This window comes from Gordonia sp. NPDC127522, from assembly GCF_042672305.1.
Classification (GTDB): Bacteria; Actinomycetota; Actinomycetes; order Mycobacteriales; family Mycobacteriaceae; genus Gordonia; species Gordonia hongkongensis.
This window is the reverse complement of record NZ_JBHXVK010000002.1, coordinates 138,921-163,754: the sequence shown is the minus strand read 5'-3', so window position 1 is coordinate 163,754 and position 24,834 is coordinate 138,921. Positions and strand designations below refer to the sequence as shown.

22 protein-coding genes and 2 tRNA genes are annotated in these 24,834 nt (G+C 66.0%); 12 read left to right on the top strand and 12 right to left on the bottom strand.

Going from position 1 to position 24,834, the window contains the following annotated elements; translation table 11 throughout:
- The first annotated feature begins 184 nt into the window (after positions 1-184).
- The gene (locus ACFVHY_RS05065; protein WP_390269174.1) at positions 185-1,363 is read left to right on the top strand and encodes an N-acetylmuramoyl-L-alanine amidase; all 1,179 of its coding nucleotides are present in this window, start codon (positions 185-187) and stop codon (positions 1,361-1,363) included.
- Here ACFVHY_RS05065 and ACFVHY_RS05060 read toward each other — a convergent pair.
- The 10 genes from ACFVHY_RS05060 to rpmH form a co-directional block, all read right to left on the bottom strand.
- Entirely contained in the window at positions 1,308-2,162 is an 855-nt protein-coding gene (locus ACFVHY_RS05060; protein WP_390269171.1) for a hypothetical protein, read from the bottom strand. The genes ACFVHY_RS05065 and ACFVHY_RS05060 overlap by 56 nt on opposite strands.
- A gap of 148 nt (positions 2,163-2,310) precedes the next feature.
- Positions 2,311-3,363, bottom strand: a complete 1,053-nt coding sequence (locus ACFVHY_RS05055; RefSeq protein WP_058252987.1) for a ParB/RepB/Spo0J family partition protein — start codon at positions 3,361-3,363, stop codon at positions 2,311-2,313.
- Positions 3,364-3,427: 64 nt separating this feature from the next.
- Complete coding sequence (locus ACFVHY_RS05050; protein ID WP_058252988.1) at positions 3,428-4,381, bottom strand: ParA family protein; 954 nt, start codon at positions 4,379-4,381, stop codon at positions 3,428-3,430.
- 169 nt (positions 4,382-4,550) lie between these two features.
- On the bottom strand, positions 4,551-5,258 hold the full coding sequence (gene rsmG, locus ACFVHY_RS05045) for a 16S rRNA (guanine(527)-N(7))-methyltransferase RsmG (RefSeq protein WP_390269167.1): 708 nt from the start codon (positions 5,256-5,258) through the stop codon (positions 4,551-4,553).
- 361 nt (positions 5,259-5,619) lie between these two features.
- Entirely contained in the window at positions 5,620-5,877 is a 258-nt protein-coding gene (locus ACFVHY_RS05040) for a hypothetical protein (protein ID WP_390269164.1), read from the bottom strand.
- A 1,062-nt stretch (positions 5,878-6,939) separates the two neighbouring features.
- Positions 6,940-7,626 (bottom strand): protein jag, encoded by a 687-nt coding sequence (locus ACFVHY_RS05035; RefSeq protein WP_390269161.1) that lies wholly within the window; start codon positions 7,624-7,626, stop codon positions 6,940-6,942.
- Between the two features lie 45 nt (positions 7,627-7,671).
- Positions 7,672-8,877 carry a membrane protein insertase YidC gene (gene yidC, locus ACFVHY_RS05030; protein WP_390269158.1) on the bottom strand — a complete coding sequence of 402 codons (1,206 nt, stop codon included), beginning with the start codon at positions 8,875-8,877 and terminating at the stop codon, positions 7,672-7,674.
- 27 nt (positions 8,878-8,904) lie between these two features.
- Positions 8,905-9,330 (bottom strand): membrane protein insertion efficiency factor YidD, encoded by a 426-nt coding sequence (gene yidD, locus ACFVHY_RS05025; protein WP_390269156.1) that lies wholly within the window; start codon positions 9,328-9,330, stop codon positions 8,905-8,907.
- Positions 9,330-9,758: a ribonuclease P protein component gene (rnpA, locus tag ACFVHY_RS05020; RefSeq protein ID WP_390269153.1), complete on the bottom strand. Its 429-nt coding sequence runs from the start codon at positions 9,756-9,758 to the stop codon at positions 9,330-9,332. The genes yidD and rnpA overlap by 1 nt, the downstream gene beginning before the upstream one ends.
- Positions 9,759-9,804: 46 nt before the next feature.
- Entirely contained in the window at positions 9,805-9,948 is a 144-nt protein-coding gene (gene rpmH, locus ACFVHY_RS05015) for a 50S ribosomal protein L34 (RefSeq protein ID WP_004020968.1), read from the bottom strand.
- Between the two features lie 499 nt (positions 9,949-10,447).
- Here rpmH and dnaA point away from each other — a divergent pair, with 499 nt between their 5' ends.
- The 9 genes from dnaA (at position 10,448) to ACFVHY_RS04970 (ending at position 21,829) form a co-directional block, all read left to right on the top strand.
- On the top strand, positions 10,448-11,956 hold the full coding sequence (dnaA, locus tag ACFVHY_RS05010) for a chromosomal replication initiator protein DnaA (RefSeq protein WP_065630839.1): 1,509 nt from the start codon (positions 10,448-10,450) through the stop codon (positions 11,954-11,956).
- Between the two features lie 654 nt (positions 11,957-12,610).
- The gene (gene dnaN / locus ACFVHY_RS05005) at positions 12,611-13,780 is read left to right on the top strand and encodes a DNA polymerase III subunit beta (RefSeq protein WP_390269149.1); all 1,170 of its coding nucleotides are present in this window, start codon (positions 12,611-12,613) and stop codon (positions 13,778-13,780) included.
- A gap of 42 nt (positions 13,781-13,822) precedes the next feature.
- Entirely contained in the window at positions 13,823-15,019 is a 1,197-nt protein-coding gene (gene recF / locus ACFVHY_RS05000; protein ID WP_137809134.1) for a DNA replication/repair protein RecF, read from the top strand.
- Positions 15,016-15,600 (top strand): DUF721 family protein, encoded by a 585-nt coding sequence (locus tag ACFVHY_RS04995; RefSeq protein ID WP_390269145.1) that lies wholly within the window; start codon positions 15,016-15,018, stop codon positions 15,598-15,600. Before recF ends, ACFVHY_RS04995 begins: the two co-directional genes overlap by 4 nt.
- 342 nt (positions 15,601-15,942) lie before the next feature.
- The gene (gene gyrB, locus ACFVHY_RS04990) at positions 15,943-18,009 is read left to right on the top strand and encodes a DNA topoisomerase (ATP-hydrolyzing) subunit B (RefSeq protein WP_390269142.1); all 2,067 of its coding nucleotides are present in this window, start codon (positions 15,943-15,945) and stop codon (positions 18,007-18,009) included.
- A 44-nt stretch (positions 18,010-18,053) separates the two neighbouring features.
- On the top strand, positions 18,054-20,543 hold the full coding sequence (gene gyrA, locus ACFVHY_RS04985) for a DNA gyrase subunit A (protein ID WP_390269139.1): 2,490 nt from the start codon (positions 18,054-18,056) through the stop codon (positions 20,541-20,543).
- A gap of 118 nt (positions 20,544-20,661) precedes the next feature.
- Entirely contained in the window at positions 20,662-21,552 is an 891-nt protein-coding gene (locus tag ACFVHY_RS04980) for a DUF3566 domain-containing protein (protein ID WP_058253052.1), read from the top strand.
- 66 nt (positions 21,553-21,618) lie between these two features.
- Positions 21,619-21,692: transfer RNA gene (locus ACFVHY_RS04975), tRNA-Ile, on the top strand.
- A gap of 61 nt (positions 21,693-21,753) precedes the next feature.
- A tRNA-Ala gene (locus ACFVHY_RS04970) sits at positions 21,754-21,829 on the top strand.
- 122 nt (positions 21,830-21,951) lie between these two features.
- Here the strand turns inward: ACFVHY_RS04970 and ACFVHY_RS04965 are convergent.
- A complete protein-coding gene (locus ACFVHY_RS04965; RefSeq protein WP_390269135.1) occupies positions 21,952-22,530 on the bottom strand; it encodes a helix-turn-helix domain-containing protein in 579 nt (192 codons plus the stop codon).
- 98 nt (positions 22,531-22,628) lie between these two features.
- Here ACFVHY_RS04965 and ACFVHY_RS04960 point away from each other — a divergent pair, with 98 nt between their 5' ends.
- Positions 22,629-23,561: a saccharopine dehydrogenase gene (locus ACFVHY_RS04960; protein ID WP_390269132.1), complete on the top strand. Its 933-nt coding sequence runs from the start codon at positions 22,629-22,631 to the stop codon at positions 23,559-23,561.
- 8 nt (positions 23,562-23,569) lie between these two features.
- On the opposite strand, the gene ACFVHY_RS04955 is transcribed toward ACFVHY_RS04960, so the two are convergent.
- Entirely contained in the window at positions 23,570-24,136 is a 567-nt protein-coding gene (locus ACFVHY_RS04955) for a dihydrofolate reductase family protein (RefSeq protein WP_280360328.1), read from the bottom strand.
- Positions 24,137-24,210: 74 nt separating this feature from the next.
- On the opposite strand from ACFVHY_RS04955, the gene ACFVHY_RS04950 reads away from it, so the two are divergent.
- A complete protein-coding gene (locus ACFVHY_RS04950; protein ID WP_390269129.1) occupies positions 24,211-24,780 on the top strand; it encodes a TetR/AcrR family transcriptional regulator in 570 nt (189 codons plus the stop codon).
- The last annotated feature ends 54 nt before the right edge of the window (positions 24,781-24,834 follow it).

Genomic DNA, 24,834 nt, shown 5'->3' with positions numbered 1-24,834 from the left:
GTGTCGGCCGTGGTCTCGACCGGAGACCCCTGCACGCCGGATCACACCGATTCGGCTCCGTGCAGTTTGGTGTAGTGAAGTCCAGCTGCGAGAATGCAGGCTGACGTTTCACCGGTGTACCGCATGGCTACATCGGACATCGCGCAGAGCCGCACCTGCCGCGATTCGTACGAGGGGTGACCAGATGCCATTGTTCCGACTTGGTGATCACGGCTCGGCGGTGGCCGAGATCCGCGCCATCCTCGTCGGCCGTGGTCTGTTGCCCGACGATGGATCCTCCGACGCCACACACGGTGGTTCGGCGAACGGGTGGAATCCCCCCGAAGCCGTCTTCGACGAGGCGTGTGACCGGGCCGTCCGTGCGTTTCAGCAGGAGCGCGGCCTGATCGTCGACGGCATCGTCGGTCCGGCGACCTACCGCGTCCTGCGCGAGGCGTCCTACCGACTCGGCGCTCGAGTACTCTCGTATCAGCTGTCGGCGCCCATGGTCGGCGACGATGTCGCGACCCTGCAGAGCCGGCTGCAGAACCTCGGTTACTTCACGTCGCTGGTCGACGGCGTCTTCGGCCTGACCACTCATAACGCAGTCTGCCTTTACCAGAGTGAATACGGTCTCGCTTCCGACGGGATCTGCGGTCCGGCCACCCTGCGTTCGCTGGAGCGCCTCGGTACGAGGGTGACCGGCGGTTCGCCGTACGCGATCCGCGAGGAAGAGCACGTCCGTCGTTCCGGACCGCAGTTGTCCGGGAAGCGGATCCTCATCGACCCCGGCTCCGGTGGGCTCCACGCCCTGTCGACGGGTGAGGTCGCCGATCGCGAGTCGGAACTGCTGTGGGACCTGGGTGCTCGTCTCGAAGGCCGGATGGCGGCCGCAGGGATGCAGACGTTCCTGTCGCATGACGGTCGGGGACGTCCCGGGGACGACGAGCGCGCTCGCGTCGCGAATCTGATGGACGCCGACTTGATGATCTCGCTCCGCTGCGGCCATTACCGGAACGCGCGCGCCAACGGTGTCGCATCGTTCTACTTCGGCAACAACGACTCGTACTCGACGATCGGGCGCAACCTCGCCGGCTTCATCCAGCGGGAGATCGCGGCACGCACGCCGTTGTCGGACTGCCGGACCCACGAGCGCACCTGGGATGTCCTCCGGCTCACCAGGATGCCCGTGGCCCTCATCGACGTCGGTTACATCACGAATCCGAACGACGCTGCAGTGCTTGCTGATTCGGATTGGCGCAACGTCATCGCCGACGCCATCGTGGTGGCGGTGAAGCGACTGTACCTGCTCGATCAGGACGATCGTCCTACGGGCACTTATACTTTCGCGGATCTGCTGGCCGCGGAGAACAGCTCCCGCTGACCCGCTGCGGCCCTTTTCCCACCGGGACCGCCGTCCGTTGCCGACCGGCCAGATCCATCTCGGCCATCACCACCAGTTTCTGCAGCGCACTCTCCACCTCGACCTTCCAGCCGAGTCCTTCGTCGAGCTCCAGTCGGAAACGCGGGAACCTCTGGTGCGACGACACGACGTCGAACCCGGAATCTTTCAGAAACGACGCGTCATTCATACAGTTCGTGCAGAGGTCGGCCTGTGGGTCGTCGAGGATCTCACGCGCGACTTCGACGATCGCCTCATCCGACCAGAGCTCGAGATCGTCGGCCACCCCGCCCGCGCTCCCGGCGAGCACGAAGGGATCCGCGCCGGACCCGTTCCGTACCAGACCGAACGATTCGACCGCCCGGACGCCTCGCCGGATCAGGTCGCCCAGCACCGCGTCCAGCAGGATGGTGGCGACTTCGTCGTGTCCGGGCTCGGTACGGATGCTGGTGAGCAGCACGGCGTCGTGGCTGACCGGCGACGTAGGGAAGTGCTGCGACCGCGGAACACGATTGGGCGGCGCGTAGAAGGCTGTACCGATGACAGTGTTCGTGCTCGACTCGATCGCGACCTGCCCGCACGCACCCCAATCGAGGAGAAGACCCGAGATCCACGCCTCCTTGTCGAACTCGCTTTCGTAGGGTTCGAGATCGCCGGGGCCCGGTCCCGTGCCGCGGCTCGTCTGCGCCACGGGCTCGACTTCCCAGAAGACGCATTTGCGGGTGTGGTGGGGGAGCGAGGCGAAGGATCCCAGTTCCAACCGAGTGACGGACACACTCATGTCGGTGCGCCCCGGTCGAGAGTTCCACGGATGCCGAATGTAGCAGCGCAACAACAGCTTTCGCTGCACGAGCGCCCGCTGGCTACCTCAATCGTCACTGTGACATTACTTCCGCGTCTAAGTGGTACCGGAAATCCCGCGCCGAAATTCACTTCTTCGGATCGATGAACTGGACAATGCGTTCCAGGTCGTCGACCGAGCCGAACTCCACCACGATCTTGCCTTTTCTTTTCCCTAGACTGACTGTAACCCTGGTGTCCAGACTGTCGGACAGTCTCTCCGCGAGATCCTGGAGACCTGGCATCTGCATCGGACGGCGTTTCGGTGCCGACGGAGATTTCGCTTCCGGACCGTCGCCACGATTGGCGAGCGTGACAGCTTCTTCGGTCGCCCGCACCGACAATCCTTCGGCGACGATCCGCGCCGCGAGAGCTTCCTGAGCGTCGCTTCCGGTCTCGAGGGACAGGAGAGCGCGGGCATGGCCGGCCGACAGCACCCCCGCCGCGACCCGGCGTTGCACCGGAATCGGGAGTTTGAGCAACCGGATCATGTTGCTGATCAGCGGGCGGGAACGGCCGAGGCGAGAGGCGAGCTCCTCGTGCGTCACACCGAACTCCTCGAGCAGCTGCTGATAGGCCGCAGCTTCTTCGAGTGGGTTGAGCTGCGCACGGTGGATGTTCTCCAACAACGCATCGCGCAGCATGTCACCGTCAGGCGTCTCCCGCACGATCGCCGGGATGGCCTCTAGCCCTGCCTCCTGGCTGGCCCGCCACCGGCGCTCACCCATGACGATCTGATAGGCGATCCCATCCGCGGTGGGCTGCTTGAGTCGGCGCACCACGATGGGCTGCATCAGTCCGAACTCTCGAATCGAATGCACGAGCTCCGCCATCGCCTCGTCATCGAAGACGGTTCTGGGCTGACTTGGATTCGGCTGGATCTCCTTCGGGGGCAGCTCGCGGTACACCGCGCCCGCCTCTTCCGGGCTGAGAGGTTGCGTCCCGGTCGCCTGCGTAGCGGCGGTCGACGAGGTTTTGACGCCATCATCAGCCGTCGTCGGACCCTTGCCGATGACGACATCCGCTGCGGCGTTGCCGAGGCGAGGGGCGCCCGATTGGTCGTCGGCAGGCCCGGTCGGAATCAACGCCGCGAGCCCTCGTCCGAGTCCACCCCGGCGCTGAGCGGCGTCTCGTTGACTCATTGGTGCTCCCTTTCGCGATGATGGTCGTGGGCCGGCGTGTCACGTGAACCGAGGCGATACCGCATCACGCCGGCGCCCCCTCGGCAGCCCGCAACGCCAGTTCGCGTGCAGCATCGAGGTAACTCATTGCGCCGCGAGAGCCGGGGTCGTACTCGATGATCGTCATCCCGTATCCGGGGGCCTCGGAGACCTTGACGCTCCGCGGGATGATCGTGCTCAGCACCTTGTCGCCGAAGTGACGCCGCACTTCTTCGGCCACCTGGTCGGCTAGTTTTGTTCTGCCGTCGTACATCGTCAGCACGATCGTGGAGACGTGGAGCTCACGGTTGAGGTGCGCCTGTACGAGTTCGATGTTGCGCAGCAACTGTCCGACACCCTCGAGTGCGTAATACTCGCACTGGATCGGGATGAGAACCTCACGGGCGGCCACCATCGCGTTGACGGTGAGCAGACCCAGTGATGGGGGACAGTCGATGAACACGTAGTCGATCTGGTACTTGGCAAGCACGTCGTCGGCGAGCGCATTACGCAACCGATTCTCGCGGGCCACCAGCGACACGAGTTCGATCTCGGCGCCGGCCAGATCGAGAGTCGCGGGCACGCAGAACAGGCCGCGCTGGCTGGGCGATTCCTGGATCGCTTCCTCGAGGGTGACTTCACCGAGCAACAGCTCGTACACCGATGCGATGTCCTGCGCGCGATGGTCGATGCCGAGCGCAGTACTGGCGTTGCCCTGGGGGTCGAGATCGACAACCAGGACGCGAAGACCGCGCAGGGCGAGTCCCGCCGCGAGGTTGACGGTCGTCGTGGTCTTCCCGACGCCGCCCTTTTGATTGGCGACGGTCATGATCCGTGTATGCGGCGGTTTGGGTAGTTGCCCCGCACCCCCGGGAGTCAGGACCTGGCTCGCGCGCTCGGCGGCCATTGCGATAGGGGTGTCGGCGAAAGGCTGGCCGTCAACTCCGGGGTGACCCCCTGCCGGGGTTTCACGTGAAACATTCGGGTCTTGATCGACCACGCGTGCACTCCTTTGACCGACCTCGTACGGACTCGCGTCCGTACCGCCGGCGGCTGTAGCTGCCGACCCCACGGTCGCGGAAGCGTCCATTGCAGCACCTTCGGGGGTGCCGACAGAACGCTTCCTATTCTGCGCCCTTCGCGGACTCCACACCAATCCGATCGCCTCCTCAGCGCCGTCCGGAACGGCCACCGCGCGACCGTTCGGTCTTCGTCCCCACGATCACGGTCGTCGGCGTCTCGAGAACTCGACCGCCACACGTGTGAACCGTCAGTTCTGTGATCCCAGAGCGTCCGACCACCGCCCGATCCCGTTCGATCTCTTCGGCGGCTGACGATCCCTTGATCGCGATCATCTGACCTCCGGGACGGACCAGGGGAGCGGACCACTTCGCCAATCGTTCGAGCGGCGCGACCGCCCGCGACGTCACCACATCGGCGGGCTCGACCGCGGCGCGCACCGCCTTCTCTTCCGCTCGCCCACGAACCACAACCACGTTGTCCAGCGAGAGCGCGGCAGTGGCACGCTCCAGGAAAGTACTGCGTCGGAGTAGCGGTTCGATGAGCGTGATCGAGAGATCCGGACGTGCAATGGCGAGGGGAATGCCGGGGAGGCCGGCACCGCTGCCGATGTCGATCAGGCGCGACCCGCGCGAGATGAGCTCACCGAGTACGCCGCAGTTGAGGATGTGACGATCCCACAGTCGCGGGACCTCTCTCGGACCCATGAGTCCGTGGTCGATCCCGTCGGTGGCGAGGATGCGCCAGTAGTCCACCGCCAGCGCCACCCGGTCACCGAAGACATCAGTCGCGATGTCTGGCGGAACCGCCAACGCATCAAGATCGTGCTCGTGCTCGGGTTGTGCGTCAGACGGCACTTCGCCTCCGTTCGAGTGGGATTCCTAGACAGTGTTTCACGTGAAACCCAACCCTCTGCCAGGTCGGTGCACATCGGGGTCCGGGCGCGGTGTTTCACGTGAAACACATCAGTGTTATTCTGCGACACCCCGGTAGGGCAGAGCGCGACGACCTGTCGAACCCGCGATCGACATCTGCGTCGCTTACGGCCCCTCCCGCTCCCGAGTCCGGGAGATCCTCTAGATAGCTGGGGTGTCAGAAGCACAAGCCGCCAGGCCCAGCACGCGACGAAGCAGCACGGTCGAGGTCGACCAGGCTCGACGGGTTCGCGACGCATCTCGCCAGGACCCTTCGTGACGGCCTCCGCAAGCTCCGGCCTCCTCAGGGAGCGGAGGTTCCCTCGTAGCCCACGACGGCCGCCAGGCCGCAGATACTGAGGAGCGAGCTTGCAAGCACCACCACCAGCCCCCAGAGGAGCGAGCTCGCAAGCACCACCACCAGCCCCCAGAGGAGCGAGCTCGCAAGCACCACCACCAGCCCCCAGAGGAGCGAGCTCGCAAGCACCACCACCAGCCCCCAGAGGAGCGAGCTTGCGAGCGTCACGACCAGCTCCCTGAGGAGCGAGCTTGCGAGCGTCACGAAGGGTCCTGGTGACTCGGGTTGCGAAGACCCTTCGTGACGCGCCCTCCGCAAGCTCCAGGCGCTCCTCAGGGAACAGAAGCACACGCGCAAGCTCCAGGCGCTCCTCAGGGAACAGAAGCACACGCGCAAGCTCCAGGCGCTCCTCAGGGAACAGAAGCACACGCGCCCTCCGCAAGCTCCAGGCGCTCCTTAGAGAGCGGAAGGCACGTCGTTCTTTCAGACCAGGGGGAGCACGACGTCGTACGAGTGTTGTTTTGAGGTCCACAACGGTCACCGGGCTACAGATACCGACGTGCGAGCTCGGCGTGACCAACTCCCTGAGGTGCGAGCGAAGCGAGCCTCGGTGGTCCTGAGGACGACCCGATCTGACTCACACCCTGGTGCCGAACGGAAACGTCACGTGACGATTCGTTCGCTCTGCATCCGGACCCGAGCAGCGAGCGGTGTCATTGGCCAGTGCCGCCCGAGACTCTCCGCCGCGGTCCACGCTGCCAACACCCGGATCTGCCCTATCGCTACAGCGGCCGCCGAGACCAGCGCCGCCGACCACGCTCGACCGATCGCACCTCGACCTGGCCGGGAACTGAACGGCTTCGGGCACCTCTCGTCGCGCCCGGTACACGTAGGCATCCACCGCATTATGGCGACATATGCAGTGTGAGTTCGCGGCCACCGCCATGTGTAGCAACCACATTGTGTCGGACACAGGATCAACCAAAGTCGCCGACTGAGTCGGCCACAGGGCGCGGGGAGCGAAGGTGACGGTTACCTATTCCGGCGGCCACATCCTGGGACGTACGACCTCGACCCGAGTCGCAGGGTCGGCGGCCGTCGAGTCGATCGGTCAACAGCACCCCCGCGCGCATCCGTTCTGCTGGTCGCCTCAACGGCCAGGCTGATGTTTCACGTGAAACAACACCCGTGTAAGTAACCATCGCGAACGCTCTGATGAACTGCCGTCCTCGTGTCCGCCCCAACCAAGCTGTACCCAGAAAACGAAATCAGGCCCCGACCGAGACGGTCGGGGCCTGTTGACCTCGTGGGGGAGGGGAGTGCTTGCTACGAGGGGAGGACCACCACGCGACGTTTCGGCTCTGCACCCTCGCTCTCGCTGACGACGCCGTCGACGACCGCGACCGCGTCGTGCACGATCTTCCGCTCGAACGGGGTCATCGGATCCAGCGCTTCGCGCTCGCCGGACGACAGGACTCGCTCGGCGACCTCACGACCGAGGCGTGCAAGCCGATCGCGGCGATCAGCCCGCCACCGGGCGATGTCGAGCATCAGGCGGCTGCGTTCACCTGTCGCCTGCTGGACAGCCAGGCGGGTCAGCTCCTGGAGCGCGTCGAGGACCTCGCCCTTGCGCCCCACGAGCTTCGTCAGGTCGTCGCCGCCATCGATGCTGACGACTGCTCGGTCGCCATCCACATCCAGGTCGATGTCGCCATCGAAGTCGAGGACGTCGAGCAGCTGCTCGAGGTAATCGCCGGCGATCTCGCCTTCTTCGACCAGACGGTCTTCGTCGTCTTCGTCCTCATCCGAGTCGTCGTCATCGGACTCATCGACGTCGGACTCGTCCGAGGCCTCATCATCGGCGTCGACATCCGCCGCTTCCGTGACGGCGTTGTCCGACACCGCACCGTCGTCGCCGACGGCCGACGAAGACGTATCGGCCTGGTCCTCGGTCTGGGGTCCCGCCGTGGTCTCGGCGTCCGTACCGGCTTGAGTTGCAGTCTCTGCTGTCATCTCATTCACCTAACTTCTGTGCTTCATCGAACAAGTCTGGGGCGGTCATCGTTTGCCACCGCGTTTGTTTCCGCGTTTGGCTGTCGAACGGCTTCCGCGGTTGTGGTTCTGCTTCTTGCCCGGTGCGGCGCCGGCGCCGGGACGTGTGGGCTTCTGACCCGGCTTGGGTTTGGCTCCCGCCCCGGTGTCCGCTGCGGCGGTCGTCGACTCGTCGGGCGACGCATCTGCATCGACACCGTCGGTCCCGGCCTTGTCCGACGACCCGTCCTTCGAGAGGGAAACGTTCGTCGAGGCGGCGCCGTTGGTGTTCGTCGCGGCGGGCTTCTTCTTCCGGTCGGGTCGCGCGCCCGGCTTCGGCGCATTGGCCTTCAGCTTCTCCTGCTTGAGGAGCTTGGCCTCTTCTTCTTCCTTGGCGATGTGCCCGAAGACGATGTGCTGCTGACCGTAGGTCCAGATGTTGTTGCTCATCCAGTACAGGAGGATGGCGACCGGGAAGAACGGACCGGTCACGAGGATGCCGATCGGGAAGACGTACAGCGCGAGGTTGTTCATCATCCGGGTCTGCGGATTCTCCAGCGCCGCCTCCGGCTGGCGGGCGACCGACGCACGCGAGTTCAGGTGCGTCGCGATGGAGGCGACGATCATCATGGGGATGACGACGAACGCGATCTGCGGGCGCGTGAAGTCGATGGGGGAGCCGGGCTCGACGAAGGCCTGGAACTCGGTCGCCGGCTCGACGAGGTACGACGACAGCGGAACACCGAAGAGGCGGGCGTCCAGGAAGTTCTGCACCTGTTCGGCGCTGAACACGTAGTTGCCCTGGGACCGGGTCTCTGCCGCGCTCATGCCGAGCTGACCCATGCCGGTGCCCATACGGTTGAACGAGCGCAGCACGTGGAACAGACCGATGAAGACCGGGATCTGCAGCAGCATCGGCAGACAGCCGAGCATCGGGTTGAACCCGTGCTCCTTCTGCAGCTTCTGCATCTCCTCGGTCATCTTCACCCGATCCTTGGCGTACTTCTTACGGATCGCCTGGAGCTGCGGGTTGATCTCCTGCATCTTCTTCGTGGTGCGGATCTGCTTCACGAAGGGCTTGTAGAGAATCGCACGCAGGGTGAACACGAGGAACACCACCGACAGGGCCCAGGCGATGCCGTCGCCACCGGGGGAGTCGGGCGTGACATGGCTGAAGAGCCAATGCCAGACCCACATGATCCCGGAGACCGGGTAATAGATGAAGTCGAGCACGGGTCAGTTACCCCTCACTTGTTGTACTCACAGAGCAGGCGTCTCGCCGGACGCGTGCTGATGGTTTCGAGGTCGGTGTGTGCCGGTCGCCGAGCGCCACAGGTCGCGGCACAGTTCGCCGAAGCCGCGTTCGGGAACCGGGTCGTAGCCGGGTTTGTGCCAGGGCCCGCACTTCGCGAGCCGGATGACCGACAGCACCGAGCCATAGAGGAAGCCGTGCCGGTCCAGTGCCTCGACCGCATATCCCGAACAGGTGGGTTCGAACCTGCAGGACGGCAGACGCATCGGCGACACCCAGGTGCGATACAGCTCGATGAGGAAGATGACGGTGCGGCGGGGGAGAAGGCGGAGTCCGCGCCACAGGCGCGCGCCGGTTCCGCTCGAGGCCGCGTGCGGAGTCGCCGGATCCGCCTCGGTCTCGGGCGACGGCGTGGTGTCGGTAGTGCCGCTCATCACCGCGGTCCCGCTCCGTCGGCCGACGCCGCGACGGCCTCGGACAGGGCGAGGACACGACGACTGGTGAACGCGTCGCGGAGCTGGTCGGCGAGCTCGTCGCTGGATCGCTCGGCCGCGCTTCGGCGGGCACGGACGACCACATACGTCTCGTCGGGAAGCAGATGCGATGCGCCGGCGAATGCCGCGCGAAGTCGGCGGGCGACGAGATGGCGCGTCACCGCATCGCCGACGGATTTGCTGACCACGAGACCGAACCAGGGACCGCCGGACATCGCCACGTCCCGTCGAAGGCCGCGGGGGTCGGGCCATTCACGACCGACCATCGCGAGATGGACGACGAAGTCACGACTGTTCACCCGCGCACCGGACTTGAGGGTGCGAGAGAAGTCGGATCCCCGTGAGATCCGATGAAGGGGCGCAGTCATCGAACAGCTGACCGGGCCCCGTGCGGGACCCGGTGAGAGCCGACGATCAGGCGGTGAGCTTCGCGCGGCCCTTGGAACGACGGCCGCTGACGATCGCACGTCCGGCGCGGGTCCGCATGCGCAGACGGAATCCGTGCACGCGCGCGCGACGACGGTTGTTCGGCTGGAAAGTACGCTTGCCCTTGGCCACGGTGACTCCTTGTGCTCCCTGTGGGCACGCCGGTTACCCGGGCATGACCCACATGTTGTGGTTGGTCTGTTGATCCAGGACGGTGCCGAACTGGTGTCGGTGATGACTCGGCGAACACGGAAGTTCGCCGCGCAAATCCGCAACCTGGATGACCAGTCGAGACTACTGACACCGGGCGTCCAAATCAAACGACGACGTCCGTTCTCCGGGACCGTTCGCGACCAGTGTGTTCTGGGCCACGAAAGCAAGATTGTCAGCAGAATCGAGTCAAACGTCCCGATCGCTTTGTGGCCCTCCTCGACCTCTGTTACGTTCACTCACAGCGTCGGCCACCCCCTCCCGTCGAGGTAGATCTTCGAGGACCTGGCTCCGACCGAAGTCCCCAGTTCGTCACCTTTGTACACAGGTGTGGATAACCCTGTGGAGAGACGGGCACTACGGCGCAGATGCCACCGCTCTCGCGATCGCTGGTAGTTTTCCGGACCAGGAGGCCAGCCCCGTGACTTCAGACCGAGACACTTTCGGCGAGGTGTGGCAACAGGTCGTCGCCGAACTCAACGACGACGAAGCCGCACGCGACCACGAACCACTGACACGCCAGCAGAAGGCGTGGCTGTCACTGGTTCGACCCCTGACCCTCACCGAAGGCTTCGCCCTGCTGACCGTGCCCACGGCACTGGTCCAGGAACAGATCGAACGCAATCTCCGGGAGACCATCCGCTCGGTCCTCAGCCGCCACCTCGACGAACCCGTCGATCTCGGCGTCCGTATCGCCACCCCGCGTAACGACGAGCCGGTGGCGGAAACACCCGTTCCCGACGTACGGCCCATCGCCGGAGCGGCCGCAGCAGTTGACTACACGGCCGCTCCCGTGGGCGCGGGCCGCGCGCCGTCCCCGATGCCGGAGTCGACGCGCCCGTCCGGCGACTGGGCGTCGTACTTCGCCGAGCGGCCCACCTCGACGCCGCCGGCCACCGGCGCAAACCTCAACCCCAAGTACACCTTTGACACCTTCGTCATCGGCGCGTCGAACCGATTCGCGCACGCATCGGCGGTGGCGGTCTCGGAAGCCCCCGCCCGGGCCTACAACCCACTGTTCATCTGGGGAGAGTCCGGACTCGGCAAGACGCACCTGCTGCACGCCGCGGGCCATTACGCGCAACGCCTCTTCCCGGGCATGCGGGTCAAGTACGTGTCCACCGAGGAATTCACCAACGACTTCATCAACTCGCTCCGCGACGACCGGCGGGTGGCGTTCAAGCGCCGGTATCGCGACGTCGATGTGCTGCTGGTCGACGACATCCAGTTCCTCGTGGGCAAAGAAGGTATCCAGGAAGAGTTCTTCCACACCTTCAACACCCTGCACAACGCGAGCAAGCAGATCGTCATCTCCTCTGATCGGCCGCCGAAACAGCTTGCGACACTGGAAGATCGGCTCCGTACACGGTTCGAGTGGGGCTTGATCACCGACGTCCAGCCGCCCGATCTGGAGACCCGGATCGCGATTCTGCGCAAGAAGGCGCAGATGGACAACATCGCGGTTCCCGACGACGTCCTCGAACTCATCGCGTCGAAGATCGAGCGCAACATCCGCGAACTCGAGGGCGCACTCATCCGCGTGACGGCGTTCGCGTCGCTCAACGACGCCGCTCTCGACAAGTCCCTGGCCGACGTCGTCCTGCAGGCCCTGCTGCCCAACTCGGGGACCCTGGAGGTCAGCGCGGCGAGCATCCTCGCGATCACCGCCGAGTACTTCGACATCTCTGTCGAGGAACTCCGAGGTCCCGGTAAGACACGGTCGATCGCTCAGGCCCGCCAGATCTCCATGTACCTGTGTCGTGAGCTCACCGACCTCTCGCTGCCGAAGATCGGCGAGACCTTCGACCGCGATCACACGACGGTCATGTACGCCGAACGGAAGATCCGCAAGGAGATGGCCGAGCGCCGCCGGGTGTACGACCACGTCCAGGAACTCACCGCCCGCATCAAGCAGCGCGCCGTGGGCTGACACGCTCACACGTACAGCTCTCCGCACCCCCGAGGCCACGACGGCCCGGGGGTGCGGACGTCTGGGGGTGTTCCGCCACCCGCAGTGGCATCCGATGGCGGCCCCGATGGCCCCTCCGAATGCCAAGTCTGGTCCTCAGGTCGAGAGTCTTCGACGCCGTGGACCTCCGTCCCGCACCCGGATTCGGCCGACATCGACCCTGCTCAGAATCGATCACCAGCTGTGAACAATCCTTGGGATAACCAGGGTCGGCATGTGCATCGGCGGTGGACGCCGCGCGAACAACATGAGAACTCCACATCCCCGGACGGATCCGCTCGACGTTGCTCCACCGGTCATGCACACGTCCACACCCGCCCGGACTGGCCCGATGTCATGGTTGTCCACAGATTGCACAACTCCTATTACTGAGATGGATCCCTCTAGAAAGAGATTCTTTTGTAAGAAGGTCTGTGCACAGACCGTCGCCGATCGGGTCGGCCGCAGCCGGCTCCGACGACGGTCTGACTTGGCCCCAACCACTCCGGCTCCGGCGGCGGCGTTCTACAGTGGGATTCCCGGATGCGGGATCCCACTCCAGGCCGGCCGACCCACTGCGGCGCCGACCCGGCGATCCAGGCGGGAACGAGAACGAGAGAAGGGCAACCTCCCAGCATGAAGTTTCGTGTCGCGCGTGACGAGTTCGCTGATTCCGTCGCCTGGGTCGCCCGCAGTCTCCCGTCTCGTCCGCCCGTCCCGGTTCTCGGCTGCGTGGTGCTCAACGTCGGCGAAAACGGCCTGACCGTCTCGGGTTTCGACTACGAGGTCTCGGCCCAGGAAAATCTGGGCGCGGAGGTCGCCGAGCCCGGACAGGTCCTGGTCTCCGGTCGGCTCCTCGCCGACATCACCAAGGCCCTGCCCAACAAGCCGGTCGACGTGACCCTCGACGGTGCACGCGTCGCCATCACCTGTGGCAGCGCCAAGTTCTCGCTCCCGACGATGCCGGTCGAGGACTACCCGCAGTTGCCCGACGTGCCCTCCGTCACCGGAACGATCCCGTCGCAGCTCTTCGCCGAGGCGATCTCGCAGGTGGCCGTGGCGGCCGGCAAGGACGACACCCTGCCCATGCTCACCGGTGTCCGCGTCGAGATCGAGGGCAACTCCGTCGTCCTCGCCGCGACCGACCGATTCCGCCTCGCGGTGCGTGAATTGCAGTGGGAGCCTTCCGATCCCGACACCAAGGGGGCCGTCCTCGTGCCCGCGAAGACGCTCTCGGAGAGCGCCAAGACCGCAGGTGCCGAGGGCACCGGCGTCGTCTCGCTGGCGTTCGGTGGTGGCGCGGCCATCGGATCCGACGGCATCCTCGGCATCCTCGGCGAGACCAAGAAGACCACCACCCGCCTGCTCGACGCGGAGTTCCCGAAGTTCCGCCAGCTGCTCCCGGCCAGTCACACCGCCGTCGCCACCATCGACAGCGGCCCGCTGATCGAGGCGATCCGTCGTGTGGCCCTGGTCGCCGAGCGCGGCGCGCAGGTCCGGATGGAGTTCTCCGAGGGATCCGTGCTACTCACCGCGGGCGGCGACGAGGCCGGCAAGGCCGAGGAAGAGCTGCCCGTGTCGTTCCAGGGTGAGCCCCTCACGATCGCGTTCAACCCCGGGTACCTGCAGGACGGATTGTCGGCGATCAACGCCGACGCGGTGGACTTCGGATTCACCACCCCCAGCCGGCCTGCCGTCCTCCGCCCGGCCAGCGGAGAGGATCCGGTCGCGGACGAGTCCGGCGCCTTCGTCGCTCCCGAGAGCGCGTTCAGCTACCTGTTGATGCCCGTCCGCCTCCCGGGCTGACGGCCGCCACGGCCTCACCGTCCTCAGGATCGACGCCGACTCGTGTTCGTCCGTGAGCTGCATCTGCGCGATTTCCGATCGTGGCGGTCCGTCGACCTCGATCTGGCACCCGGGCCGACGGTCTTCACCGGCCGCAACGGCTTCGGCAAGACCAATCTGCTCGAGGCGCTGTTCTATCTCTCGACGCTGCGCTCACACCGGGTGAGTTCCGATGCACCGCTCGTACACGCGGGCTCCGCGTCGGCGTCGGTCACCGCGACGGTTGAGAACGACGGCCGTGAGCTGACCGCCGAGCTGCGGATCAATGCCGAGGGCGCCAACAAGGCGACCATCAACCGGAGCCCGGCGCGGCGGCCCCGCGACCTGCTCGGCATCCTCCGTACGGTGCTGTTCGCGCCCGAGGACCTGTCCCTGGTGCGTGGTGACCCGAGCGACCGCCGACGCTTCGTCGACGAACTGGTCGCCCAGCGGGGTCCCCGTTACGCCGCCGCCCGCGCGGACTACGACCGGGTCCTGCGTCAGCGGTCGGCCTTGCTCAAGACTGCCGCCGCGGCGCTGAGACGTGGTGGGCAACAGGCAGATTCGGTGGTCAGCACACTTGATGTCTGGGATGGTCAGCTCGCGGATCTCGGCGGTCAGGTGATCGCCGCACGGTTGTCGGTGCTCGCCGAGCTCGAGCCGCACTTCACCGGCTCATACGCCTCGATCGCGCCGCATTCACGGCCGGCCGTGCTCCGGTATCGTCCCGCCGGCGGTGTCGAGATCGAGGAGCACACACCCGAGGCGATCGCCGACGTGCTGGCACTACGCCTGACGGAGTTGCGCGACAAGGAGATCGAGCGGGGCCTGTGTCTCGTCGGTCCGCATCGCGACGACATCGACATCGTGCTCGGCAGCGATATCGCGAAAGGCTTTGCCTCACACGGGGAATCCTGGTCGTTGGCACTGGCTCTGCGCCTCGGCTCCGTCGAGCTCACCCGCGCCGAAGGTGTCGAGCCGGTGATCATGCTCGATGACGTGTTCGCCGAACTCGACGCCAAGCGGCGCGCGCAACTCGTCGATTTCACCGCCGACGCCGAGCAACTCCTCATCACCGCCGCCGTCGCCGAGGACATCCCCGGGCGGATTGGTGGCCGGCGGATCGGCGTCGATGTGGTCGACGACGACGCGGGCCGGCGGTCGCACATCGTCGACGAAGCGCTCGACGATGTGACGGCAGCGGGGGGAGGACACCCATGAGTGACGATCGCCCGTCCGGGTCCCCGGATCCCGCCGACCCCGCACCACGGCCGACACCGCCCGGCGAACTCGGCGGGTACGAGCGTGCCCGCAAGGCGCTCGAGGAGGCCCGGGCACAGGCCCGTGCCGCGGGTAAGTCGGTCGGCCGGGGCCGGGCGTCGCCCGTCCGTCGGGTCCCGCGCGGATCCCAGGGGCGTCGACGCTGGTCCGGCTCCGGTCCGGATCCGCGGGATCCGCAGCCGTTCGGCCGGCTCGTCGGAGGTCTGGCGAAGGATCGCGGGTGGCAGGAGAAGATCGGCGAAGGCGCGCTGTTCGGGATGTGGGAGCAGATCGTGGGTTCGGACATCGCCGCTCATGCGAAGCCGGTTGCGTTGCGCGACAACGTCCTCCACGTGCAGGCCGAGTCGACGGCGTGGGCGACGCAACTTCGCTACATCCAGTCCCAGATCCTCGCCAAGATCGCGGCCGCCATCGGCAACGGCCAGGTCACCTCGTTGCGGATCAGTGGTCCGAAGGGCCCGTCGTGGCGTAAGGGTGAACGGCATGTGCGCGGGCGCGGCCCACGCGACACCTACGGCTGACGCGCCGCTAGCAGACTCGACCGCACTTTACTAGTTGCAGAGCCTCGTGGGCCGTTTTCCATCCCCAAGCCACGATCGAACCGGGATCGAGGCAAAAAAATCGTTCTGAGGGCCTGTTAGCGGCCCCGGATGCGCGTTCCAGGGCGAGTCAGGCAGTACACTGTGGAGAGTTGTCCCGACAGGGGTGCACAACAGCAGACAGACAGCGCCTCCAGGCTACCCGGATGTACCCACCGGGTATTCCTGTGCGCGCAACCGCCGTGTGCCCCGTCGAGAAGGATCGACGACGGATCCGGAGACCACCTGATCCGTCGATGAGCAGAACAGGAGCGGACGCACCTCGTGGCCGACACCAACGACACCGGACCGAAGAAGAACAAGAAGAAGCCGTCAGAGTATGGCGCCGATTCGATCAACATCCTCGAAGGTCTGGAGGCCGTCCGCAAACGGCCCGGCATGTACATCGGATCCACCGGTGAGCGAGGGCTGCACCACCTGATCTGGGAGGTCGTCGACAACTCGGTCGACGAGGCGATGGCCGGCTTCGCCTCGCGCGTCGACGTGACCCTCCTGGCCGACGGGGGTGTCCAGGTCGTCGACGACGGCCGCGGCATCCCCACCGGCATGCACCGCACGGGCGTGCCGACCGTCGAGGTCGTTATGACCCAGCTGCACGCCGGCGGCAAGTTCGACTCCGACGCCTACGCGGTGTCCGGTGGCCTGCACGGCGTCGGCATCTCGGTGGTCAACGCGTTGTCCACCAAGGTGGAGCTGGAGATCCAGAACGACGGATTCAACTGGGAGCAGACCTACACCTACGCGACACCCGGCGCCCTCGAGAAGGGGACCCCGACGCGCAAGACCGGCACCACGGTGCGGTTCTGGCCGGACCCCGAGATCTTCACCGAGACCACACGATTCAACGCCGAGACCGTGGCGCGTCGTCTGCAGGAGATGGCCTTCCTGAACAAGGGCCTCACCATCACGTTGACCGATCAGCGCCCGCAGGCCATCGAACCGCCGGGTGACGCCGACGGTGACGAGGAGAGCGGCACCACCGAGGCCGCCGAGGCGGTGAAGTCCGAGGAGGAGAAGGCCGCCGCCGCGGCCAAGCCGAAGACTCGGACCTATCACTACCCCGACGGGCTCGTCGACTACATCAAGCACCTCAACCGGACCAAGCAGTCGATCCACACCACCGTCGTCGGCTTCACCGGCCAGGGCACCGGCCACGAGGTCGAGGTCGCGATGCAGTGGAACGCAGGCTATTCCGAATCGGTCCACACCTTCGCCAACACCATCAACACTCACGAGGGCGGTACTCACGAAGAGGGTTTCCGCGCCGCGCTGACCCTCACCGTGAACAAGTACGCGGTGGACAAGAAGCTCATCAAGGACAAGAAGGAAGACCGCCTCTCGGGTGACGACATCCGCGAGGGCCTCGCCGCGGTGATCTCGGTGAAGGTCGGGGATCCGCAGTTCGAGGGCCAGACCAAGACCAAGCTGGGCAACACCGAGGTCAAGGGATTCGTCCAGCGGGTCTGCAGTGAACACCTCGGGCACTGGCTGGAGGCCAACCCGGCCGAGGCGAAGACGATCATCAAGAAGATCGTCGAGTCGCAGCGGGCCCGGATGGCAGCGCGCAATGCCCGCGATCTGGTGCGCCGCAAGACCGCCACCGACATCGGTGGTCTCCCCGGCAAGCTCGCCGACTGCCGCAGCAACGATCCCGGCAAGTGCGAGGTCTACATCGTGGAGGGCGACTCGGCCGGCGGCAGCGCCAAGTCGGGCCGTGACTCGATGTACCAGGCGATCCTGCCGTTGCGCGGCAAGATCATCAACGTCGAGAAGGCGCGCATTGACCGGGTGCTCAAGAACACCGAGGTCCAGTCGATCATCACCGCCTTTGGCACGGGCATCCACGACGAGTTCGACATCAGCAAGCTCCGCTATCACAAGATCGTGCTGATGGCCGACGCCGACGTCGACGGTCAGCACATCTCGACCCTCCTGCTCACCCTGCTGTTCCGCTTCATGCGGCCGCTCATCGAGCACGGTCACGTGTTCCTCGCGATGCCGCCGCTGTACAAGCTCAAGTGGCAGAAGTCGGCTCCGGAGTTCGCCTATTCCGATCGCGAGCGGGACGGACTGCTCGAGGCCGGTCGTGCGGCGGGCAAGAAGATCAACACCGACGACGGCATCCAGCGGTACAAGGGCCTCGGCGAGATGAACGCCAAGGAACTGTGGGAGACCACGATGGACCCGGCCGTGCGTGTCCTGCGCCAGGTCACCCTCGACGATGCCGCGGCCGCCGACGAACTGTTCTCCATCCTGATGGGTGAGGACGTCGCCGCCCGACGCAGCTTCATCGCCCGCAACGCGAAAGACGTTCGCTTCCTCGATGTCTGATCGCGGGTTCCTGCGATTCCGCTCCGATCGGAGAAAGTACACACATGACTGACACCACCCTGCCGCCCGCCGGCGGTGAAGGCGATCGCATCGAGCCCGTCGATCTCGGGCAGGAGATGCAGAAGAGCTACATCGACTACGCGATGAGCGTCATCGTGGGTCGCGCTCTTCCCGAGGTCCGCGACGGTCTCAAGCCGGTGCACCGCCGCCTCCTCTACGCGTCCTTCGACGCCGGGTTCCGCCCGGACCGCAGCTACGTCAAATCGGCGAAACCCGTTGCGGAGACGATGGGTAACTACCATCCGCACGGCGACACCGCGATCTACGACGCCCTGGTGCGCCTCGCCCAGCCGTGGTCGATGCGGTACCCGCTCATCGACGGTCAGGGCAACTTCGGCTCGCGGGGCAACGACGGCGCCGCGGCGATGCGTTACACCGAGGCCCGTCTCACCCCGCTGGCCATGGAGATGCTGCGCGACATCGGGGAGGAGACAGTCGATTTCGTCCCCAACTACGACGGCAAGACGAATGAACCGACGGTCCTGCCGTCGCGTATCCCGAACCTGCTGATCAATGGTTCCGGCGGTATTGCCGTCGGCATGGCGACGAACATGCCCCCGCACAACCTCAACGAGGTTGCCGATGCGGTGTTCTGGGCGCTGGAGAACCACGACGCCGACGACGAGACCACCCTCGCCGCGTGCATGGAGTGCATCAAGGGACCCGACTTCCCCACGGCCGGACTGATCGTCGGCAGCCAGGGGATCAAGGACGCCTACACCACCGGGCGTGGCAGCATCCGGATGCGCAGTGTTGTCGACATCGAGGAGAACAAGGGATCTACCACGCTGGTGGTCACCGAGTTGCCCTACCAGGTCAACCCGGACAACCTGATCCAATCGATCGCCGAGCAGGTCAACGAAGGAAAGCTGAAGGGCATTAGCCGGATCGAGGATCAGTCCTCGGACCGCGTCGGCATGCGGATCGTGGTGACGCTGCGTCGCGACGCCGTCGCGAAGGTCGTCCTGAACAACCTGTACAAGCACAGCCAGCTGCAGACCAGCTTCGGTGCGAACATGCTGTCCATCGTCGACGGCGTGCCCCGCACGCTGCGTCTGGACCAGATGATCCGTTACTACGTGGCGCATCAGATCGACGTCATCGTGCGACGGACGCGGTACCGGTTGCGCAAGGCCGAGGAGCGCGCACACATTCTGCGCGGTCTGGTGAAAGCCCTTGACGCGCTTGACGAAGTGATCGCGCTGATCCGCCGCTCGGCCAACACCGAGACCGCGCGTACCGGCCTGATCGACCTCCTCGACATCGACGAGATCCAGGCCGATGCCATCCTCGCGATGCAGTTGCGCCGTCTGTCGGCCCTGGAACGCCAGAAGATCGTCGACGAACTCGCCGAGATCGAACTCGAGATCGCCGATTACAAGGACATCCTCAACCGGCCCGAGCGTCAGCGCGCCATCGTGCGCGACGAGCTCAAGGAGGTCGTCGAGAAGTACGGTGACGAGCGTCGGACCAAGATCATCGCGGCCGACGGCGATGTCAGCGACGAGGATCTGATCGCCCGCGAGGACGTCGTCGTCACGATCACCGAGACCGGATACGCCAAGCGCACGAAAACCGACCTGTACCGCAGTCAGCGTCGCGGCGGCAAGGGTGTGCAGGGTGCCGGGCTCAAGCAGGACGACATCGTCAAACACTTTTTCGTGTGCTCGACCCACGACTGGATCCTGTTCTTCACCACCAAGGGTCGCGTCTACCGCGCCAAGGCCTACGAGCTGCCCGAGGCGAACCGCACCGCCCGTGGTCAGCATGTCGCCAACCTCCTGGCCTTCCAGCCGGAGGAGCGGATCGCCCAGGTCATCCAGCTGAAGACCTACGAGGATGCGCCGTATCTGGTGCTCGCCACCCGCAACGGCCTGGTGAAGAAGTCGCGACTGGTCGACTTCGACTCCAACCGCTCCGGCGGCATCGCGGCGATCAACCTGCGTGGCGAGGACGAGTTGGTCGGCGCCCAATTGTGCAGCGCCGACGACGATCTGCTCCTGGTGTCGCAGAAGGGACAGTCGATCCGGTTCCACGCCGACGACGAAGCCCTGCGGCCGATGGGCCGGCAGACCTCCGGCGTCCAGGGCATGCGGTTCAACACCGACGACACGCTGTTGTCACTGAACGTCGTCCGCGAGGGCACCTACCTGCTGGTCGCCACGTCCGGCGGGTACGCCAAGCGGACCGGTATGGACGACTACCCGGTGCAGGGTCGCGGCGGCAAGGGTGTGCTGACGATCGCCCACGATCGTCGACGCGGTGAACTGATCGGCGCGCTCATCGTCGACGACGACTCCGAGCTCTACGCCATCACCTCGGGGGGCGGCGTCATCCGCACCACGGCAAAATCGGTGCGCAAGGCCGGACGCCAGACCAAGGGTGTCCGTCTGATGAACATCGACGAGGGCACCACGGTCATCGCCATCGCCCGCAACGCCGACGAGCCGGACGAGACAGAGGTCTCTTCCTAGGCGTTAGGGTGAAGGCCACTGTTGCTCGACCCGTCGCGAGTCGACGGGTCGGGGAACGGCGGGCTCGGACCCGGCGCCGAGCGAGCAACGTCAGGAACGCCTGAGTGAGGGAATGTCTGTGAGCACACCGAACGAGCCGCATCAGGACCAGAACGGGCGCCCCGCCGGGGGACCGGCGGGACCCGGAACGGGAACCCCGACCGGGGGACTGGTGCCGCCGTGGCAGCGGGGGCCGGCCGACGATCCGTCAGCCGCCCCGACCGAGACGTTCAACCGCGACGCCGCCCAGCGTCCGAGCACCGGTGAGGGCCCGGCAGGCCCGCCGCTGAACAACCCGGGCGGCCCGCCGCCGCGTGGCGTCGTGACGAACAGCGGCACCGCTGCCGCCAGCATGAGCGGCCAGCAGGCCCCGGTGACCAAGCTGGAGAGTCCGCGCCGATCGGGTACGGCGACGGCGACCGAGGAACCCGGCTTCGTCGAGTCACCCACCAGCACGATCGACCGCGGACACCTTCCGGAGAACGATCTGCCCGACCTCGATCAGATCCACCACACGGCGGACCTGAAGCGACCCGAGACGGCACAGGCGCCGGGATCCAAGCCCTCCGCACCGCGGTCGGCGCCTCGCCAGGTACTCGCCGCCGGGACCGCGCTGCGCGCCTCGGTGCAGGTGCGTCGGATCGACCCGTGGGCGACGTTCAAGGTCGCGGCCGTGCTGTCGGTGGTCGGGTTCTTCATCTGGATGATTTCCGTCGCCGTGCTGTACCTCATCCTCGACGGCATGGGCGTGTGGGATCAGGTGAACAACAGCTTCGGAACGCTCATGGCGGAGGAATCGGCCGCGAGTAACGACGTGATCGGGGCGGGCACCGTCTTCGGCGCCGCGGCGCTCCTGGGCGCCATCAACGCGATCCTGCTGACCGCGCTCGCGACGATCGGCAGCTACATCTACAACATCTGTGCCGACCTCGTCGGCGGCGCCGAGGTGACTCTCGCCGACCTCGATTGAGCGAGCCCCTGACCAGCCGTTTTGTTTGTTGGGGCATCGGTCGGGTAATCTCACTCCTCGGTTCAAGGGCCTATAGCTCAGGCGGTTAGAGCGCTTCGCTGATAACGAAGAGGTCGGAGGTTCAAGTCCTCCTAGGCCCACTGCGACAGATGTTTTCGGACATCGGAATCTCGCATCCCGCCGAACCGATCGGTACGGCACGGGGCCTTAGCTCAGTTGGTAGAGCGCTGCCTTTGCAAGGCAGATGTCAGGAGTTCGAATCTCCTAGGCTCCACCACTTCACCTCGAAGGCGACGCAGCGGCTCGACGAGCCCTCGTCGCCTTTCGTATTGCCGCGGTCTTCGTACGTCGGTCGGGCGACGCCACACGGTGCGGTCCGGGACGTCACCGTGGTCGCCGTCATTGCGGGCTGACGTCGTCCAGGCGCGACACCGGCCGGTCACCGTGTGGACCGAACAGATGCAGGATCTCCACCGGGTTGTCATCGGCCGGTCCGAACCAGTGCGGCGTCGTCGGATCGAACTGGGCCGTCTCGCCGTGTTCGAGGATGTGCTCGGCGTCGGCCAGGAGCAACCGCAGTCTGCCGGCGAGAACGTAGAGCCACGCGTGTCCGTCGTGGGTCGCCAGGCGCGGTTCGCGAGGCCCGAGGACGTGCTTGAACGCACGCACACGTCCGGGGTAATCGGTGAGGGGAACGATGACACCCCCGGACGCCATCGACCGCGGTTCGAGGTGCACGCGAGGATCACCCGTGGGCGGTGCGTCGACGAGTTGATCGAGGGACACCCGATAGACGCGCGCCAGGGGGAGCAGGACGTCGAGGGTCGGCTGCCGTTTACCGGTCTCCACCCGGGACAGCGTGCTGACCGAGAGGCCCGACTCCTCGGCCACAGCTGTCAGGGTCATTGCCCGCGTGAGACGGAGAGCGCGCAGCCGCGGACCGATCGCGCCGATCAGGTCCCCCAGGTCAGCGATCATGGCGCCATCTTTGCAGATTCCGCAAAAGTCCTCGCCGGTCGCGACCGCCGTCCCCGAGCATGGTCCCGAAGGAACCGGGAACAAGGAAAGGGGAGTAGATGAACGAATCGAACAAGGGTGAGCACCTCCGAGTCCTGCTTCTCGGCGGACGGGGAGCGGTGGGCACCGTCGTTGCCCGCGAACTCGAGCAGGACGGTCACGTCGTGACCGTGACGAGTCGCACGGCGAGCGGGGACGCCCGGATCGATCTGCGCGGCGACCTCGCGACCCTGCGCGACCTCGCTGCCGAAAACGATGTCGTCGTCAACGCCTCCGGCATCGAACGCCCGGAGCTGGGAGCCGCGATCGTGCAGACGCCGCTGGTCGACATCTCGGCCTCCGGTGCCTATCTCGACCGACTACGCGCCACCGCCACCGGACCCGTCGTCCTGGGGGCAGGCCTCGCGCCCGGGCTCAGCACGATCCTGACCGCCGCACTCGACTCGCGCCCGGACGACGACCTCGATGTGCTGGTGATGCTCGGAGCCGGGGAGAAACACGGTCCCGCCGCGGTCGCGTGGACCGTCGGACTGGTCGGCTCCGACGTCCACTGCCCGCCGGAGACTCGGCCGGTGCGGAATCTCCGGGAAAGCCGGCAAGCGACCGGACCCGACGGCCGGACCCGGCGCTACCTACGCGCGGACTTCCCCGACCATGTCCTTCTCGGCGACAGACCCGGCGTGGTCCGGTCGTATCTCACTCTCAGCTCGGCCCCGATGACCGCGGCGCTCGGCCTGATCGGGCGGGTGCCGGCGTTGCGCAGCACGCTGACGTGGGCGCCTCCCCTTGGTTCCGATGCCTGGCACGTCATCGCCGAGAATCGGCGCACCGGTGAGCGTCGGGAGGCCTCCGGGACGGGGCAGTCCGACGCCACGGGCCGACTGACGGCGCTGGCCGCCATCCGCGCCGCGACGGAACTCCATGGCGCCAAGAGAATAGTGACGATGGCCGACCTGGTCTCACTCGACGACGCGCTCACGGTGCTGAGGTAGGTCCGCTCCTACGCTGCGGCGTATTCGACGATCGACACGCCGGTGTCGAAGTCGTGTGCGCTGACGCGTCGAAACCTCCTGGGCGCGTACCGGCCGGGCGCCATCAGCGGAATGCCGCTCCCGAACATCACCGGCTGACGCTTGAGGACAAACCGGTCGATCTCGTCGGCCAGTTGAGTCGCGAGATCGCCGCCTCCGCAGAGCCAGATGTCTTTTCCCTTGCGCTGTTTGAGCTCACGCACCACCTCGACCGGGTCGCGATCCGTGAACGTCACGCCGTCCACCGGGTCGCGTCGACGATGGGTGAAGACGTACTGGTCGAGGTGGCGATACGGACTCGTCACCTCTGGCAACCCGGCGGCATAGGTACCGGCTCCCATCAGGACGGTGTCGAAAATCCCTGTGCTCTGGTCGATCCCGAGTGCGGCGGCGTAGTCCGTCGGGATGGTGTCGGCGAACCGCTCGTTGATGCCGTCCATGTGATCGCCCTCCATCAGAAAGGCGTCGAACTGGCCGTCCGGTCCGGCGATGTACCCGTCGAGACTCACGGCCACGTAGTACACGAGTTCACGCATGCTGATCCCCAATCACTTCAGATGTAGTGGTTGAGAAACTACAGCACATGTAGTGGTTGCGCTATCGTTTTCTCATGGCCCGTAACGACGACCGTCGACGCGCCCTGGCCGATGCGGGTCTAGAAGTGCTCGCCGACGCCGGCGCGCGGGGGCTCACCCACCGCGCGGTGGACCGTGCCGCCGGCGTGCCCCTCGGTACGACGACGAATTACTTCCGTTCTCGCTCAGCACTTCTCACCGGATTGGTGGAGCGCATCTACGAGCGACTGGCACCGAGTGACGAGTTCATCGCCGAGCGGGTCGGACGGACACCGACGCGCGAGCTGTTCGCCGAGTATCTCCGCAACATCGTCGAGCGCCTGATGGTGAACCGGACCGTCACCATCGCACTGATCGAACTCCGGTTGGAAGGAATTCGACGTCCCGAGGTCGCGGAGATCATCGGGGAATGGCGTCGGACCGGGTTCACCGGGGACGTGGCGTTCAACGAACAAGCCGGCCTGCCGGGGACGGCCCGGGAGATCGCCCTCTTCCACTACGCCGTCGACGGACTCCTCCTCGACCAGCTGACCGGCCCACTGCTCCCGGATGTGCCTGTCGACGACATCGTCGACGCGCTGGTCGACGGGTTGCTGCCGGGCTGAGATCACGCCGTCCGACTCCGGCTCCGGGTCGACGATGGCCGGGAATGGCACCCG